General features: G+C 77.0%; 4 protein-coding genes. 2 read left to right on the top strand and 2 right to left on the bottom strand.

The genetic code is table 11. The features are described from left to right. The first annotated feature begins 127 nt into the window (after positions 1 to 127). On the top strand, positions 128 to 1,471 hold the full coding sequence (locus GA0070610_RS16090; RefSeq protein ID WP_231925595.1) for an ATP-grasp domain-containing protein: 1,344 nt from the start codon (positions 128 to 130) through the stop codon (positions 1,469 to 1,471). Between the two features lie 124 nt (positions 1,472 to 1,595). On the opposite strand, the gene GA0070610_RS16085 is transcribed toward GA0070610_RS16090, so the two are convergent. Then, the gene (locus GA0070610_RS16085) at positions 1,596 to 2,636 is read right to left on the bottom strand and encodes a 3-dehydroquinate synthase family protein (RefSeq protein ID WP_089000795.1); all 1,041 of its coding nucleotides are present in this window, start codon (positions 2,634 to 2,636) and stop codon (positions 1,596 to 1,598) included. Beyond that, a complete protein-coding gene (locus GA0070610_RS16080; RefSeq protein WP_231925594.1) occupies positions 2,617 to 3,453 on the bottom strand; it encodes a hypothetical protein in 837 nt (278 codons plus the stop codon). Before GA0070610_RS16080 ends, GA0070610_RS16085 begins: the two co-directional genes overlap by 20 nt. Positions 3,454 to 3,677: 224 nt before the next feature. Here GA0070610_RS16080 and GA0070610_RS16075 point away from each other — a divergent pair, with 224 nt between their 5' ends. Then, the gene (locus tag GA0070610_RS16075; RefSeq protein WP_089000794.1) at positions 3,678 to 18,560 is read left to right on the top strand and encodes a type I polyketide synthase; all 14,883 of its coding nucleotides are present in this window, start codon (positions 3,678 to 3,680) and stop codon (positions 18,558 to 18,560) included. Positions 18,561 to 18,617 lie beyond the last annotated feature (57 nt).

Here is an 18,617-nt window from a genome sequence, read left to right as displayed (position 1 = left end):
TTCCCGATCATGACCAAGTCGGTGACTGCACGTCAGCCACCGACTGATGGTGTGCACCCCGCCGACGCGGCGCTGACCACAAGCCAGCCCGCTACCTGGCCGGTCCAGCCCTGAGACCGTCCGGTCGGTGCACGCGGCACGCCCGACTCTCGTGGCCGAGCGGCCTCATCAGGACCGGGAGCCCCGCAACCGTCCACGTTCTCCGCTGTTCGTGGTCGTGGGCACCCGGACTTCGTGCCACCCCGAGGCCCTTTGTGGGCCGGCATGTCAGGAGATCCAAATGCACGGGCCTATCCAGGTACAAGTGTTCGCCCACGACGGGGTGGTCCTCGCCCGGCCGCCCGACCCGGTGGCGACCGCCGGAAGCCGCTATCTCGCCAGCGCGGGCGCCGCCCTGCACAACGGGCTGGACATGATCACCGGCCTCCATCTGACCCTCCCGCACCAGTCGGCGGCGATCTGCAGCACCGGATCCAGTGCCGACAAGTCACTGCGGCTCATCAGCCGGTGCGGTCTGAAGACGCCGAGCGATCTGCGCGAGTTCCGCTCCGGAGCGCAGGCGGTGCGCCTCGCCCGCGACGCCGCCGAACGGGGCGAGACGCTGGAATTCCAGTTTCCCCCGCACGATCCGCACCTGCGGGCCGCATCGGCCCGGGTGTCGCCGGAGCTGCTGGCCCGCCTCAACAACAAGACCGTCCTGGAGACACTGCTCGCACCGGAATACCTGCCCCGTCGCCAGGTCGCCACCCCCGAGGAGGTGCGTCGCATCGTGCGGCAGGACCGCCGGCCCGCGGTGATCAAACCGGCCGGCGTCGAGGTCTACAGCGGAATCGCGATCTTCACCAGGCGTTTGCAGGACCGGCGGAACCGGTCGCTGTTCAACCAGCTCGAACAGGTCAGCGACCGGTGGATCGTCGAGGAGGAGGTGCCCTTCCGGACGATCTGGGGCCTCCAGTTCGGCGTGACGGAGAGCGGAGCGGTGCACTACTTCGGTGCGTCCGTACACCTGCCGCAGCCCACGTCGACGTGGGTCGGTTGTGTGATGGACGACGACCAGCCGCCGGGGGAGCTGATCGAAGCGCTGACCGTAGGGGTCCGAAAGGCCAGTGCGCTCGGGTACCGGGGGTACTGCTCCTTCGACGCCGGGATCGGCCGCGACGGCGAACTGCGGGTCATCGATCCCAACTTCCGGGTCAGCGGGGCCACCAGTTCGATCCTGCACCGCAGCTCGCTGCTGGGCCAGCACCGGTGCGCCATGACCACGTTCTTCTCGCTGGCCCCCGGCGTCGACGCCGAGCCGATCCTCGCGCCGTTCATCGACCGGGGGGAGCTGGTCGTGTTCATGCACCACGACCCGGCGGAGACGGACAACGGACCGCTGCCGGCGAGCATCGTCGGCATGGTCGGCGCCTCGGACCGGTACGCCTGCGGCGTGCTGATCGCGCAGATCCAGCGGGCGCTGGGCAGTTGACGTGGTCGTCCCCCGGGCCGTGCGGGCGGCCCGGGGGAGACCGGTCCGCCCCAGCGGGGCCGCAGTGGGTGGCGACGGTGCCTGCCGAACCGCCCGACCCGGACGCCGTACGAGCGGCCGGGCGTCACATGCCCGTGAGAGCGGCCCGGACGGCGGACTCGGGGATGTCGGCGACCAGCTCGGGCCCGGCCGGGCCGTCCAGGACGAAGGACAGACCGGAGGTCGCCTTCTTGTCCCGGCGCATCAGCGCGATCAGCTCGTCGTGGTCGACGCCGGTGGGCAGGTCGGTGTCGAGGCCGTACCCCGCCACGACGTCGTGGTGCTCGGCCACCCGCTCGGCAGGGACGCGGCCGAGGACGCCGGCCAGCCGGCCCGCGAAGGCCGTGCCGACGCCGACCGCCTCGCCGTGCCGCAGCCCGAAGTCGGTGGCCCGCTCCAACGCGTGGCCCAGGGTGTGGCCGTAGTTGAGGATGTGCCGCAGGCCGGAGTCTCGCTCGTCGGCCGCCACCACCCGGGCCTTGAGCCCCACGCAGGCGGCGATCTGCTCCGCCACCGGGCGGCCGCGCAGCTCGCCCGCGCCGATGAAGTGCGCCCGGGCGATCTCGCCGTACCCGTTGCGCCACTCCCGGCGCGGCAGCGTGTCCAGGTGCTCGGTGTCGCAGAGCACCGCCCGGGGCTGCCAGTACACCCCGACGAGGTTCTTGCCCTCCGGCAGGTTGACCGCGGTCTTCCCGCCGACGCTGGCGTCCACCTGGGCGAGCAGCGAGGTCGGCAGGTGGATCACCGCGATGCCCCGGTGGTAGAGGCCGGCGGCCAGCCCGACCACGTCCGTGGTCGTCCCGCCGCCGCAGGAGACGACGGCGTCGGCGCGGGTCAGCCCGAACTCGGCGAACGCCCGGCAGAGCTGCTCCACCGTGGCCAGGTTCTTGTCGTGCTCGCCGTCGCGGGCCGGCACCACCCGGTGCGGCACGCCCGGGTCGGGCGTCCACTCCGGCGGCCGGGCCGAGACCACCACGACCCGCCGCGCGCCGATCCGCGCCACCTCCGCCGGCAGCCGGTGGCGCACGCCGGGGCCGATCAGCACCGGGTACGCGCGCTCCCCGAGCGCCACCTCGATCCGGGCGGGCTCGGCGGGGGCGCGGCGCTCAGGTGCGGACGCTTGCATGGGGTTGCTGCCTCCTCTGGGCGACGGGGACGGGCGCGACGACGACCGGGCGGTCCCGGACCATCGACAGGCGCAGCGCCAGCGCGGCCAGCGAGTCGACCTGCGGCCCGATGCCCCACCGGTCGTGGGTGAGCTGCGCGTGGTGCGCCAGCAGGAAGCCGGACGGCGCCGCCGGATGCTCCCGGCCGACCACGTCGGCCACCCGGTCCAGGTAGTGCTGCCACGCCACGGCGACCTCCCCGCCCAGCGGCAGGTCGCCGGCCGACAGGACGATCTTCTCCGCCCCGGCGTCCGCCTGCGCCGCCAGGTCCCGCCGCTGCGCGCCGGTGAGCCGCTGGCTGCGTTCCTGCCAGTGCAGGAAGAGGAACGCCAGCCGGTCGGCCGCCGGCACCAGCGCCGTCAGGTGCCGCAGGTGCGCCACGGCCAGCGGCAGCTCGACGCCGGCCAGCCAGGGTGCGTCCCCGCCGAGCAGGGTCAGGGCCAGGTCGCTGCCGGCGGACGCGAGCGGGCCGCCCCGGGCGGCGTCGCGCACCACCCGGCGGTCGGCGGGGAAGGACACCCCCGGGTCGTACGCGAGCAGCCGCGTCCGTACCGCGGCGAGCGCGGGCGGGGTGGCGTGGAAGCCGAGGCTCACGTGTGGCCCGGCGGGCGAGCCCTCCGGGTCGAAGAACCAGTCCAGGCCCGGATCGGCCCGGCGGGCGGCGGCGACCAGGCCGGTGAGGACCGTTCCGACCAGCTCGATCACCCGCGCGTTCGGGCATCCCTCGGCCGGCACGGCCGAGCGGGCGAACATCCAGCAGCGTTCCAACGACGGCACCTCGGCTGACGGGCGGGTGGAGCACGGGACTCGACGGTCTGCGGGGGTCGCACCATCATCGACCTGCGGCCCGTCCCGCCACCGGATCGGCGGTCCGAACTGGGGACGACTTAGGGGGTGACAGGGGTAGGACACCGGCAGGGTGCTCGGAAGACTTGGGCCGCTACGGCGAGCGGGGTCTACGCCGCGGATGAGAAGTCTCGCCGACGGACGGATGTGGTGACATGCTTCGGAGCGACCTGATCCAGCCGTTGTCCGATCTGATCGAGGCGCACGCCGCCAGGTTGGGGAACAAGGTCGCGTTCCGCGACGAGCGCCGGGCGGTCGGCTACGCCGACCTGGCGGCGCGGACCCGCCGGCTGGCCGGTCACCTGGCGGCCTCGGGCGTCGGGCGGGGCGACCGGGTCGCCTTCTGCCTCGGCAACCGGGTGGAGACGGTCGAGACCTGGCTGGCCGTGACGCGGGCCGCCGCGGTCGGCGTACCGGTGAACCCGCACAGCACCGACGCGGAACTGGCCCACCTGCTGGACGACTCCGGTGCGGTGCTGGTGGTCACCGACCAGCGGCACCTCGACCAACTGCTGCGGCTGCGCGCCGACCGGCGGGCCCTGCGGCTCGTGGTGACCGGGGACGGCCCGGTGCCCGCCGGGGTCACCGCGTGGCGCGACCTGGTCGACACCGAGCCGGGCGTGGACGCCCGCGACGACCTGGGGCTCGACGAGGTCGCCTGGATGCTCTACACCTCCGGCACCACCGGTCGGCCCAAGGGCGTGCTCTCCACCCAGCGCACCTGCCTCTGGTCCGTCGCCGCCTGCTACGTGCCGATCCCCGGGCTCACCGACGCCGACCGGGTGGTCTGGCCGCTGCCGCTGTTCCACAGCCTCTCGCACATCGGGTGCGTGCTCAGCGTGACCGCGGTCGGCGCCACGGCCCGGCTCATCGACGGCTTCTCCGCCGACGACGTGCTGCGCGCGGTCGACGAGGACGAGGCCACCGTGCTGGCCGGCGTGCCGGCCATGTACCACCACCTGGTCACCGCCGCCCGGGAGACCGGCTTCCGCGCCCCGGCCCTGCGGGTCTGCCTGGTCGGCGGGGCGATCACCACCGGCGCGCTGCGCCGGGCGTTCGACGAGGTCTTCGACGCGCCGCTGCTCGACGCGTACGGCAGCACGGAGACCTGCGGGTCGATCGCCGTGACCCGGCCGGACCAGCCCCGCGTCGAGGGCTCCTGCGGGCGCGCGGTGCCCGGCGTCGAGGTGCGCCTGGTCAGCCCGCAGACCGGCCTGGACGTGCCGATCGGCGCCGAGGGTGAGGTCTGGGTCAGCGGCCCGAGCGTCATGCTCGGCTACCACGGCCTGCCGGAGGTCACCGCCGCCGCCCTGCGCGACGGCTGGTACCGCACCGGTGACCTGGCCCGCCGCGACGCCGACGGCAACATCTTCGTCACCGGCCGGCACCAGGAACTGATCATCCGGGGCGGCGAGAAGATCCACCCGGCCGAGGTGGAGGAGGCGCTGCGCGCCGTGCCCGGCGTCGCGGACGTGGCGGTGACCGGCCGCCCGCACGACGTGCTCGGCGAGGTGCCGGTGGCGTTCGTGGTGCCCGGTCCGGAGGGCTTCGACCCCCGCGCCGGGTACGCGGCCTGCCGGGAGAAGCTGTCCTACCACAAGGTGCCGGAGGAGCTGTACGAGATCGGGCAGGTGCCGCGCACGGCCTCCGGCAAGGTCACCCGGCGGCTCCTGCTCGAGCGGCCGGCGCGGCTGCGGGCGGTCAACGGCAGCCACCACGAGGCGCTGAGCCTGCTCGCCTGGCGGCCGCTGGACCTTGCCGCCGTACCGCCGCTCGAAGCGCCCGTCCCGACGGCCGCGCAGGCCGCCGTCGCCCCGGCCCGACACTGGGCGCTCGTCGGCCCGGGCAGCGAGGCGCTGGTGGAGCCGCTGCGCGCGGCGGCGCCCGGGGACCGGTTCCGGTGCCACCGGGACCTGCCCGCCCTGCGCGAGGCCCCGGACGTGCCCGACGTGACGGTGCTGCTGGCCGGGCCGGCCGACGCCGCCGTGCCGGACCTCGCCGACCGGCTGCGTGGCTGGCTCGACGACGACCGGTTCGCCGGCACCCGGCTGGTGCTGCTGACCGGCCCGGCCGGCGACGACCCGACCGGCCCCGACGCGGGCGACGCGCCCGCCGACGCGGCCGGCGCAGGCGACGCCGCCGGAGGGGTCGGGCCCGATCCGGCGGCCGGTGCCGTCCCGGCGATCGGGCGCGCCCTCCAGGCCGCGTACCCGGACCGGATCGTGCTGGTAGACCACGACGCCGGACACCGGTCGGTCGCCCTGCTGCCCGCCGTGGTGGATGCCGGCGCCGCGCAGGTCGCGCTGCGGGCCGGCGCCGCCCGGCACGCGGCCCTCGTGCCGGCCCCGGCGGCCGTGCCGGCGCGGCCGGCGACCGTGGCCGACCCGGACCGCCCGGTGTCGATCACCGGCGCCGACGGACCGACCGGCGCGGCGCTGGCCCGGCACCTCGTCGCCGCGCACCGGGTCCGCCGGCTGCGGCTGCTGCACGTCGGCGACACGGCCGGGGCAGCCCTGAGCGACCTGGCCGCCGAACTCTCCGCCGCCGGCGCCGAGGCCGCCGTCGTGCCCGCCGGCCAGGCGGGCGACGAGCCGACCGGCGGTGTCGTGCTCTGCCCGTCCGAGGACGACCTGGCCGACGACGAGGGCGTGGCCCGGCTGCTCGGCCTCGCCGCGGCGCTGGACGCGGCGACCCGGCAACCGGCCGCCGCGTTCACCGTCCTCGTCCCGTCCGCCCTGCTGCTGGGCGCCGCCGGCCGGGAACGGGCCGCCGCCGCCGTCGGGGCGCTGCACGCCCTGGCCGCCCGCCGCCTCGCCGCCGGTCTCCCGGCCCGCCTCGTCGGCACGACCGCGCCCGCCGACCGGGAGCCGTCGCCCGGCACCGCCGGGGCGACCGCACGCCACCCGGGGGAGCGGACCGGTGCCGCGACGGCGGCCGTACGCGCCGACCTCGCCGCGTTCGACGTGGCGCACGACGGCGACGACCTGGTCCTGCTCGCCCGCCCGGCGGGCCACGCCGACACCGCGCACCCCGCCTGGCGCGGGCCCGTCGCGGCGCCCGGCGACGCCACGGACGACCGGGACGCCGCCGAGTTGCGCCGCCGGCTGGCCGGGCTGGGCACCGCCGAGGGGGACCGGCTCCTGCTCGACCTCGTACGCGCCGCCACCGCCGAGGTGGCCGGCCTGTCCGGCCCGGCGGCCGTCCGCCCTGGCCGCGCCTTCAAGGAACTCGGCTTCACCTCGGTCAGCGCGGTCGCCCTGCGTGACCGGCTGGCGCGGGCCACCGGGGTACGGCTCTCCGCCACGGCCGCGTTCGACCGGCCCAGCCCGGACGCCCTCGCCCGACACCTCGCCGAGCGCCTGCGCGGCGCCACCGGACAGGTCGGCCCCGAAACGGACCGGCCGAGCCCGTCCACCGTGGACGATCCGGTGGTCGTCGTGGCCATGGCCTGCCGGCTGCCCGGCGGCGTCGGTTCCCCCGAAGAGCTGTGGGAGCTGGTCGAGCAGGGCCGCGAGGGGCTCACGGAGTTCCCCACCGACCGGGGCTGGGACCTGGCGCACCTGTTCTCCGACGACGCCGACCGTCCCGGCACCTCGTACGTGCGGGTCGGCGGCTTCCTCACCGACGCCGCGGACTTCGACGCCACCCTGTTCGCGATCAGCCCCCGCGAGGCGCTCGCCATGGATCCGCAGCAGCGGCTGCTGCTGGAGACGTCCTGGGAGCTGTTCGAGCGGGCCGGCATCGACCCCACTTCGCTGCGCGGCAGCGCCACCGGCGTCTTCACCGGCGTCATGCACCACGACTACGCCGCGAACCTGCGCCAGGCGCCGCCCGGCACCGAGGGCTACCTCGGCGTCGGCACCGCCGGCAGCGTCGTCTCCGGCCGCGTCGCGTACGCGCTCGGGCTGGAGGGGCCGGCGGTCACCGTCGACACGGCGTGCTCGTCGTCGTTGGTGGCGCTGCACCTGGCCGCCCAGGCGCTGCGTGCCGGCGACTGCTCCCTCGCCGTGGCCGGCGGCGTGGCGGTGATGGGCACCCCGCAGGCGTTCGTGGAGTTCAGCCGGCAGCGCGGGCTCGCCCCGGACGGCCGGTGCAAGGCGTTCGCCGACGGCGCCGACGGCACCGGCTGGTCCGAGGGCGTCGCCGTGCTGCTGCTGGAACGGCTCTCCGACGCCCGCCGGCGCGGGCACCCCGTCGTCGCCGTGCTGCGGGGCTCCGCCGTCAACTCCGACGGCGCGTCCAACGGGCTGACCGCCCCCAACGGGCCCGCCCAGGAGCGGGTCATCCGCCGGGCGCTGGACGCGGCGGGGCTCTCCGCCGCCGACGTGGACGTCGTCGAGGCACACGGCACCGGCACCCGGCTGGGCGACCCGATCGAGGCTCAGGCGCTGCTCGCCACGTACGGGGTGGGACGCGGCGACGCCGAACCTCTGCGGCTGGGCTCGCTGAAGTCCAACCTCGGCCACACCCAGGCCGCCGCCGGGGCCGCCGGGGTGATCAAGATGGTGCTCGCCATGCGGCACGGGACGCTGCCGCGCACCCTGCACGTGGACGCCCCGACGTCGGAGGTGGACTGGTCGGCCGGCGCCGTCGAGGTGCTCACCGAGGCCCGCCCGTGGCCCGACGTACGCCGGCCCCGCCGCGCCGGCGTGTCGTCGTTCGGCATCAGCGGCACCAACGCCCACGTCATCGTCGAGGCGCCCGCCGACCCGTCGGCCGGACCGCGGGACGCGGACCGGCAGCCGCCGTCCGGAACCGCCGAACGGCAGCCGTCGCCCGGGGCCGCCACCCGGCGACCGCCCGTGCCGTGGCTGCTCGCCGCCGCCTCCGGCGAGGCGCTGCGCGACCAGGCGGCCCGCCTGCTGGCCTGGCTCGACGGGCCGGGGGCGCACGCCGACCCGGCCGACGTCGGGCACGCGCTCGCCACCACCCGCGCCGCCCTCGAACACCGGGCCGTGGTGCTGGCCGCCGACCCGGCCACCGCCCGTACGGGCCTGACCGCGCTGACCCGCGGCGAGCCGGACCCCGACGTGCCGACCGTGCTGACCGGCCGGGTCGTCGACGGCCAGCTCGGCCTGCTCTTCGGCGGGCAGGGCGGCCAGCGCGCCGGCATGGGGCGCGAGCTGCACGCCGCGTACCCGGTCTTCGCCGACGCCTTCGACGCCGCCTGCGCCGAACTCGACCGTTGCCTCGCCGGCCACGCCGCGCACCCCGTCGCGGACGTCGTCCTCGCCGCCGAGGGCACCGAGCTGGCGGAGCTGCTCGACCAGACCCTCTACACCCAGCCCGGGCTGTTCGCCTTCGAGGTGGCGCTCTACCGCCTCCTGGAATCCTGGGGAGTGCGCCCCGACGCCGTGCTCGGCCACTCCGTCGGTGAACTGGCCGCCGCGCACGTGGCCGGGGTGTTCCCCCTCGCCGACGCGGCGGCACTCGTCGCCGCCCGCGCCCGGCTGATGCAGCAGCTGCCCGCCGGGGGCGCGATGGTCGCCGTCGAGGCCGACGAGGCCGAGGTCGCCGCGCACCTGACCGACCGGGTTGGCCTCGCCGCCGTCAACGGGCCCACCAGCGTGGTCGTCTCCGGCGACACCGACGCGGTGCTGGCCGTCGCGGCCACCCTGCGCGCCGCCGGGCGCCGGACCAGCCGGCTGCGGGTGTCGCACGCGTTCCACTCGCCGCGCATGGAGCCGATGCTCGACGAGTTCCGCGCGCTGGCCGCCGGCCTCACGTACCGCACCCCGCACCTGCCGGTGGTGTCCAACCTGACCGGTCACCCCGTCGACCCGGCCCGGCTCTGCTCGCCCGACTACTGGGTGGCGCACGTGCGGGCCACCGTCCGCTTCCACGACGGCGTACGGGCCCTGCACGGGCAGGGCGTCACCACCTTCCTGGAGATCGGCCCGGCCGGCGTACTCACCGCGATGGCCCAGGACTGCCTCGTCGCCGAGGCCGACGAGCTGGCGTTCGTCCCCGCCGTCCGGGGCACCGCAGGCGAGGCCGAGGCGCTGCTCGCCGCCGTGGCGCGGCTGCACGTGCGGGGCATCGCCGTGGACCGCGCCGCCCTCGCCGGCCCCGGGCCGCACCGCCGCGTCGACCTGCCCACGTACGCCTTCCAGCGCCGGCACTACTGGCTGCCCGCTCCCACCGGCGCCGGTGGCCCGGCCGGCGTCGGGCTGGCCGACGCCGGGCACCCGCTGCTCGGCGGCGTACTGCCGGTCGCCGGCACCGGGCAGGTCGTCTGCACCGGTCAGGTCCCCACGGCCGCCCGGCCGTGGCTGGCCGCCCCCGCCGACGGCACCGCCGCCGTGCTGCCCGCCACCGCCCTGCTGGACATGCTCACCCACCTCGGCGACCAGTTCGGCGCACCGACCGTGCAGCGGCTGAGCGTCCCCGGGCCGGTGCCGCTGCCCGGCGAGGCGACCCTCGACGTGCAGGTCGGCCTCTCCGCGCCCGACGAGCACCGGCGCCGCGTGGCGCGCTGCCACGTCCGGGCCGGCGACGGGCAGCCCTGGCGTGAGGTCGCCGAGGCCGTGCTCGGCCCGGTCGACCCGGAGAACGGGCGGGGCACCCTCGCCCCGACCTGGCCGCCCGCCGGGGCCCGGCCGGTGGACCTGACCGCCCCGCAGCACCGCGCGCTGGCCGGGGAGCTGGCCCGGGCCGCGTGGGTGGCCGCCGACCGGCTCTTCGTCGACGTACGCCTACCCGAGGACGCCCGCGACCCGGACGCCGAGCGGTACGGCGTGCACCCGCTGGTGCTGGAGGCGGCCCTGCGCCTGCTCCCGCTCGCCGACTTCGCACCCGGCGCCGACGCCGGGCCCGCCGCCCGGCTGTTGCCCACCGAGTGGACGGGCGTGCGCCGGTACGCCGTCGGGGCGCACGCGCTGCGCGTCTGCCTGGCCCCGGCCGGTGCGGACGCGGTGACGTTGAGCGCCGTCGACGACGCGGGCGTGCCCGTGCTCGACGTGGACCGGGTGGTGCTGCGGAGCGTGGACCTGCCGCCCGCCGACGCGCCGGCGCCCCCGACCGCGCCCGCCGGGCTGTACGCCGTCGACTGGCTGCCCGCGGCGTTCCCGGCGACCCCGGCGCCCACCTGGACGCTCGCCGACGGTACGCCGCCGGACGGGCCGCTGCCGCCGCTGCTGGTGCTGCGGGTCGGCGACGGGGAGCCGGGCCGGCCGGTGCCCGACCGGGCGCACACCGTCGGCCTCGCCGTGCTCGGCGTGCTCCAGGACTGGCTGGCCGACCCCCGCGCGGAGACCACCCGCCTCGCCCTCGCCGTGCGCGACGGCGACCCGGTGCACGCCCCGGTGGCCGGGCTGGTCCGGGTCGCCCAGGCCGAGCAGCCCGACCGCTTCCTCCTGCTCAGCCTCGACGCCACCGACGACGCCACCGTCCGGTCGGCGCTGGCCGTCGCGGCGGACGAACCCGAGGTCGCCGTCCGCGACGGCCGGGCGCTGCTGCCCCGGCTCCACCCCGTCGACCGGCCCCCGACCGGCACGCCGCTCGCGGCGCTGGCCGGCGGCACCGTGCTCGTCACCGGCGGCACCGGCGGGATCGGCCGGCACGTCGCCACCCACCTCGCCACCGTGCACGGCGTCGCCGAGCTGGTGCTGGTCAGCCGCAGCGGCCGGACCGGCGACTGGACGACCGCGCTGACCGAGGCCGGCGTCACCGTCCGCGTGGTCGCGGCCGACGTCGCCGACCGGGCGGCGCTCGCCGAGGTCGTGGCCCCGCTGGCCGACCGGCTGGTCGCCGTCGTGCACGCCGCCGGGGCCACCGACGACGCCCTGCTCACCGACCTCGACCCGGCCCGCTGGGCACGGGCCCTGCGGTCCAAGGTGCACGGCGCGTGGCACCTGCACGAGCTCACCGCCGGCCTCGACCTGGCCGCGTTCGTGCTCTTCTCCTCGGCCGCCGCCACCTTCGGCAGCCCCGGTCAGGGCAACTACGCGGCCGGCAACGCGTTCCTCGACGCGCTCGCCGCACACCGTCGCGCCCAGGGCCTTCCGGCGACCGCGCTGGCCTGGGGGCTGTGGGCCGCCCAGGACGGGATGGCCGGCCGGCTCACCCCGGCGGACCTGGCCCGGCTCGCCCGGGGCGGCACCCGCCCCCTCGAAACGACCGCCGGACTGGCGCTGTTCGACGCCGCCCTGCACGTCGACCGGCCGGCGCTCGTGCCGATCGGGCTGGACCTGGCCGCCGTACGCACCTCCGGCGAGGTGCCCGCCCTACTGCGGGCCCTGCTGCCGCCGCCGCCCCGCCGGGCCGTCAACGCCGCCTCCGCGCCCGCCTCCGCCAGCAGCTTCGCCGACCGGCTGGCCGAACTCGCCGAGCCCGACCGCGCCGAGCTGCTGCTGGAGCTCGTCCGCACCCGGTGCGCCACCGTGGTCGGACACACCGGCCCCGAGCAGGTCGAGCCGCGCCGCCCGTTCAAGGACCTCGGCTTCGACTCGCTGATGGCCGTGGAGCTGAGCAACCGGCTCACCGCCGTCACCGGCGTCCGGCTCGCCCCGCACGCCGTGTTCAACCACCCCACCCCGGAGCTGCTCGCCGCGCACCTGCACGCCCGGCTGCTCGGCACCGCCGCCACCGAGGTCACCGACGCCACCACCGTCGCCCTGGACGAACCGGTCGCGATCGTCGCGATGGCCTGCCGGTTCCCCGGCGGCATCGGCTCCCCGGAGGAGCTGTGGCGACTGCTGGACGCGGGCGCCGACGTCATCGGCGACCTGCCCGACGACCGCGGCTGGCCGCTGGCCGACCTCTACGACCCGGTGCCCGGCACGCCCGGCCGGACGTACGTGCGGGCCGGTGGGTTCCTCACCGGGCTCGCCGACTTCGACGCCGCGTTCTTCGGCATCAGCCCCCGCGAGGCCCTCGCCATGGACCCGCAGCACCGGCTGCTGCTGGAGACCTCCTGGGAGGCGCTGGAGCGCGGCGGCATCGACCCGGTCACCCTGCGCGGCAGCCGTACCGGTGTCTTCGCCGGCACCCACGGGCAGGACTACGCCGACCGGGTCGCCCCCGGCGTCGTGTCCGACGACGGCGAGGTCACCGCCGACGAGGGGCACCTGCTCACCGGCACGGCCGGCAGTGTCCTCTCCGGCCGCGTGGCGTACGCGCTCGGGCTGGAGGGACCGGCCGTCACCGTGGACACCGCCTGTTCGGCGTCCCTGGTGGCGCTGCACCTGGCCGTGCAGGCCCTGCGCCAGGGCGACTGCGACCTGGCCCTCGCCGGCGGCGTGTCGGTGATGTCCACCCCGGCCGGGCTGACCGGCTTCAGCCGGCAGCGCGGTCTCGCCGCCGACGGGCGGTGCAAGGCGTTCGCCGAGGACGCCGACGGCTTCGGTATGTCCGAGGGCGTCGGGATGCTGGTGGTCGAGCGCCTCTCCGACGCCCGCCGCCGGGGCCACCCCGTGCTGGCCGTGGTCCGCGGCTCGGCGGTCAACCAGGACGGCGCGTCCAACGGGCTGACCGCCCCGAACGGGCCGTCGCAGGAACGGGTCATCAAGGCCGCGCTCAGCGCCGCCGGGCTGAGCGCCGCCGAGGTGGACGTCGTCGAGGCGCACGGCACCGGCACGTCGCTCGGCGACCCCATCGAGGCCGAAGCGATCCTCGCCACGTACGGGCAGCGCCCCGCCGGCACCCCGCCGGTGCTGCTCGGCTCGGTCAAGTCCAACCTCGGGCACACCCAGGCCGCGGCCGGCGTGGCCGGGGTGCTGAAGATGGTTCTCGCCATGCGGCACGGCCGGCTGCCCCGCACCCTGCACGCCGAGCGCCGCAGCTCGCGGATCGACTGGGACTCGGGGGCCGTGGAGCTGCTCACCGAGGCACGACCGTGGCGCCCGGCGGCCCGGCCGGCCCGCGCCGGCGTCTCGTCGTTCGGCATCAGCGGCACCAACGCCCACGTGATCGTCGAGGCGGTCGCCGAACCGACGCCGCAGGCCCCCGAGGCTCCCACGCCGCCGCAGGCGCACGCCCTACCGTGGCTGCTCTCCGCGCGTACCCCCGAGGCGCTCGCCGGCCAGGCCCGCCGGCTGCGCGAGCACCTCGCCGAGCGGCCCGACCAGCGGCCCCTCGACGTGGCCTGGTCGCTGGCCACCAGCCGGAGCACCTTCGACTCCCGGGCGGTGCTGGTCGGCGCGTCGCCGGAGCGCGTCGCCGCCGCCCTCGACGCCCTCGCCGACGGCCGGCCCGACCCGGCGGTGACGCGGGGCGAGGCCCGGCCCGCCGGCCGGTGCGTCTTCGTCTTCCCCGGGCAGGGCTCCCAGTGGCTCGGCATGGGGTTGGACCTGCTCGACCAGGCCCCCGTCTTCGCCGAACGCATGGCGGCCTGCGACGCGGCCCTTCGGCCGTACCTGGACTGGTCGCTGCTGGACGTGCTGCGCCAGGTGCCCGGCGCGCCCGGCCTCGACGAGGTCGACGTGGTGCAGCCCGCCCTGTTCGCGATGATGGTGTCCCTGGCCGAGCTGTGGCGCTCGCACGGCGTGCAGCCGGCCGCCGTGGTCGGCCACTCGCAGGGCGAGATCGCCGCCGCCTGCGTCGCCGGGGTGCTCTCCCTGCCCGACGCCGCCCGGGTGGTGGCGCTGCGCAGCCGGGCGCTGCGGGCCCTGGCCGGGCACGGCGCGATGGCCTCCGTCGCGCTGCCCGCGGACACGGTCCGCGACCGGATCGCCCGCTTCGGCGACCGGATCTCGGTCGCCGCCGTGAACGGCCCGGCCGCCGTCGTGGTCTCCGGCGACCCGGAGGCGGTCGAGGAACTGCTCGCCGAACTGGCCGGCGAACAGGCCCGGGTGCGGCGCATCGCCGTCGACTACGCCTCCCACTCCGCCCAGGTGGAACGCATCCGCGACGAACTGGCCGAGGTGCTGGCCGGCATCGCCCCCGGCCCGGCGGCCGTGCCGCTGTTCTCCACCACCGACCTGCGCTGGCTCGACGGCGAGGAGATGGGGCCCGACTACTGGTACCGCAACCTGCGGCAGCCCGTCGAGCTGGAAGGGGCGATCCGCTCGCTGGCGGCCCAGGGCCACGACACGTACGTCGAGTGCAGCCCGCACCCGGTGCTCACCGTCGGCGTCGAGGAGACCCTCGCCGACCACGAGGGCGAGACCGTGGTGGTCGGCTCGGTGCAGCGCGACCAGGGCGACCGGGAACGGTTCCTGCTCTCCCTGGCCCAGCTGCACGTGTACGGGATCGCCGTGGACTGGCGGCCCGCGCTGGCCGGCGGCCGGCGGGTCGACCTGCCCACGTACGCGTTCGCCCACCGCCGCTACTGGCCCCGGCCCCTGCGCGAGGTCGGCGACGTGGGCGCCGCCGGCCTGGACGCCGCCGGGCACCCGCTGCTCGGCGCGTCGATCGCGCTGGCCGAGACGAGGGGCCACCTGTTCACCGGGCGGCTGTCGACCGACGCGCAGCCGTGGCTGGCCGACCACCGCGTCACCGACAGCGTGCTGGTGCCCGGCACCGGCCTGGTGGAGCTCTGCCTCCGCGTCGGCGACGAGATCGGCCACCCCGGCCTCGACGAGCTGGTCATCGAGGCCCCGCTGACCCTGCCCGCCGACGGGGCCACACAGGTGCAGGTGGCGGTCGGCGCGGGCGGCGACGACGGGCGCCGGCCGGTGACCGTGCACTCCCGACCCGCCGACGCGCCGGCGGGCACCCCGTGGACCCGGCACGCCAGCGCCACCCTCTGCGCCGACCAGCCCGCCGCACCGCCGCAGCTCACCACGTGGCCGCCGCGCGACGCCCGGCCCGTCGACCTGACCGGCTTCTACGCCGGGCTGGCGGCCGACGGCTACGCGTACGGGCCGGCGTTCCAGGGGCTGCGCGCGGTGTGGACCAGCGGCGACGAGGTCTACGCCGAGGTGGAGCTGCCGGCGGCCCAGCGGGTCGACGCCGACCGCTACGGTCTGCACCCGGCCCTGTTCGACGCCGCCCTGCACGCCGCGCACTTCGGCGGTCTCGCCGGGGCCGGCGACGGGCGGCTGCTGCTGCCGTTCGCCTGGAACGGCGTCAGCCTGCACGCCACCGGCGCGAACGCCCTGCGGGTACGGCTCACCCAGGTCGGGCCGCACGCCATCGCGCTGACCGCCGCCGACCCGACCGGCGCCCCGGTCGCCGAGGTGACCGCCCTGACCATGCGGCCGATCTCCACCGCGGAGCTGGCCGTCACCGACGACCGCGCCACCCGCGACGCCCTGTTCCGGATCGACTGGACGCCGCTGCCGCCGGCCGACGCGGCCACCCCGGTCGACGCCGTGGCCGTCGCCCCCGGCCTGGCCGGGTTCCCGTTCCAGCCGGGACTGGACGGGCTCGCCGACGCCGTCGACGCGGGACTGGCCCTGCCCGGGGTCGTGCTCGTGCCGCTCGACGCGGACCCCGCGCAGCCCACCCCCCGCGCGGCGCGCCACGCCGCCGTACGGGCCCTCGACCTGGTCCGGCGCTGGCTCACCGAGCCCCGCTGGGCGGCGTCCCGGCTGCTGCTGGTGACCCGGGGCGCGGTGGCCGTGCACCACGCCGGCGAGGTGACCGACCCGGCCGCTGCGGCGGCGTGGGGTCTGGTGCGCTCCGCCCAGTCGGAGAACCCGGGCCAGGTGGTCGTCGTCGACGTCGACGGCGACGGGATCGGCCCCGACCAGGTCGCCGCCCTGCTGGCGGCGGACGAGCCGCAGGCCGCGATCCGGGGCGGCACGGCGTACGTGCCGCGGCTGGCGCGGGCCGGTTCGGCCGGCGAGCTGACCGCACCGCCCGCCGCCGCGTGGCGCCTGGACGCGCCGGTGCGCGGCAGCCTGGAGAACCTCACCCTGGTTCCCACCGACGCCGCCGACGTCGCCCTCGGCCCCCGCGAGGTCCGGGTCCGCGTCCGCGCCGCCGGCCTGAACTTCCGCGACGTGCTCAACGCGCTCGGCCTCTACCCGGGCGACGCGGGGCCGCTCGGCGGCGAGGGCGCCGGCGAGGTCGTCGAGGTGGGCGCCGAGGTGACCGACCTGCGCCCCGGCGACCGGGTGTTCGGGGTCTTCGTGGGCTGCTTCGGGCCCGTCGCGGTCACCGACCGCCGGCTGCTGGCCCCGATGCCGGCCGGCTGGTCGTACGTCGAGGCCGCCTCCGTGCCGGTGGTCTTCCTGACCGCGTACCACGGGCTGGTCAACCTGGCCGGGCTCACCCGGGGCGAGTCGGTGCTGGTGCACGCGGCGGCCGGCGGCGTCGGCATGGCCGCCGTGCAGCTCGCCCGGCACCTCGGCGCCGAGGTGTACGCCACCGCCAGCCCCGCCAAGTGGGACGCCCTGCGGTCGATGGGCCTCGACGAGGAGCACCTGGCCTCGTCCCGGACCCTCGACTTCGAGACCCGCTTCGCCGAGGCCACCGGCGGACGGGGCGTCGACGTGGTGCTGGACTCGCTGGCCCGCGAGTTCGTGGACGCCTCGCTGCGGCTGCTGCCGCGCGGCGGACGGTTCATCGAGATGGGCAAGACCGACATCCGCGACGCCGACCGCGTCGCCGCCGACCACCCGGGGGTGGCCTACACCGCCTTCGACCTGACCCTGGAGGACCCCGACGAGGTGCAGCGCATGCTCGTCGAGCTGCTGGGGCTCTTCGAACGGGGGACGCTCACCCCGCTGCCCACCCAGGTGTGGGACGTCCGTCAGGCGCCGGAGGCGTTCCGGCACGTCAGCCAGGCCCGGCACGTCGGCAAGGTGGTGCTGACCACGCCCCGGGCGTGGGACCCCGAGGGCACGGTGCTGCTGACCGGCGGGACCGGGACCCTGGGTCGGCTGGTCGCCCGGCGGCTGGTCGAGACCCACGGCGTACGGCGGCTGCTGCTGGTCAGCCGCCGCGGCGAGCGGGCCCCCGGGGCGACCGAGGCGGTCGACGAACTGCGCGCGCTGGGGGCCGAGGCCACGGTGGTGGCGGCCGACGTGGCCGACCGGGACACCCTGGCCCGGGTGCTGGCGGCGGTACCGGCGCGGCACCCGCTGACCGCGGTCGTGCACCTCGCCGGGGTGCTCGACGACGGGGTGGTCACCGCCCTGACGCCGCAGCGCGTCGACACGGTCTTCGCGCCGAAGCTCGACGCCGCGTGGCACCTGCACGAGCTCACCCGCCACCTCGACCTGGCCGGCTTCGTGCTGTTCTCCTCCGGCGCGGGCGTCTTCGGCGTGCCCGGTCAGGCCAACTACGCGGCGGCCAACGCGTTCCTCGACGCGCTCGCCCTGGCGCGTCGCGCCGAGGGCCTGCCGGGCCGCTCGTTCGCCTGGGGGCTGTGGGAGCAGGCCAGCGAGATGACCGCCAAGCTGGACCGCACCGACCCCCGCATCACCGCCCGCGACGGGCAGCTCGCGATCCCGTCCGACCTGGGCATGACCCTGTTCGACGCGGGCCTGCGGTTGGCCGAGCCGGTGCTGGTGCCGACCAGGATCGACGTCGCCGCGCTCGGCGAACGGGTCGAGCGGCCCCCGGCCCTGCTGCGCGGGCTCCTGCGGCGGGAACGGCCGACCGCGCGCTCGGCCACCCCGAGCGGCGGCGCGCGCACCCTCGCCGACGAGCTGGCGGCACTGGCGGGACCCGAGCGCCACACCCTGGTGGTCGACCTCGTACGCGAGCAGGCGGCGAGCGTGCTCGGGCACGGCAGCCGGGCCGCGGTCGCCCCCGGCCGGGCCTTCAGCCAGATCGGCTTCGACTCGTTGACCGCCGTCGAGCTGCGCAACCGGCTCACCACTGCCACCGGCCTGCGCCTGCCGGCCACGCTGATCTTCGACTACCCGGACCCGAACGAGCTGGCCACGTTCCTGGTGTCGCAGCTGGCGCCGGACACCGGCCCGGCGGTTCCGCCGGTCCTCGCGGACCTGGAGAACCTCGAACGCTCGCTGACCGAGGCCAGCGTGGAGCCGGAGCTGCACGAGCAGATCGGGTCCCGCCTGGAGGTGCTCATCGCCAAGTGGCGGACGATGCGCGCCGGATCGGGCGGCGATCCCGACCTCGACCTCGAACTGGCCAGCGACGACGACCTCTTCGACCTCATCGACTCCGAACTCGGTCTCTGATGGCCGTCCGGCCGCCCCACACGGCAGCCGTCCCTGCGACACCGTGTCCGACCGACC

Origin of the sequence: Micromonospora echinofusca (genome assembly GCF_900091445.1) — a bacterium.
Taxonomy (GTDB): Bacteria; Actinomycetota; Actinomycetes; order Mycobacteriales; family Micromonosporaceae; genus Micromonospora; species Micromonospora echinofusca.
Note: the sequence above shows the minus strand (reverse complement) of the source record. Positions and strands in the feature narration are given on the sequence as shown.

What these genes read in the sequence shown, in the direction of transcription:
- GA0070610_RS16085 (WP_089000795.1), bottom strand. Translation starts at nt 2,636, where the DNA reads ATGCAAGCGTCCGCACCTGAGCGCCGCGCCCCCGCCGAGCCCGCCCGG.
- GA0070610_RS16075 (WP_089000794.1), top strand. Translation starts at nt 3,678, where the DNA reads ATGCTTCGGAGCGACCTGATCCAGCCGTTGTCCGATCTGATCGAGGCG.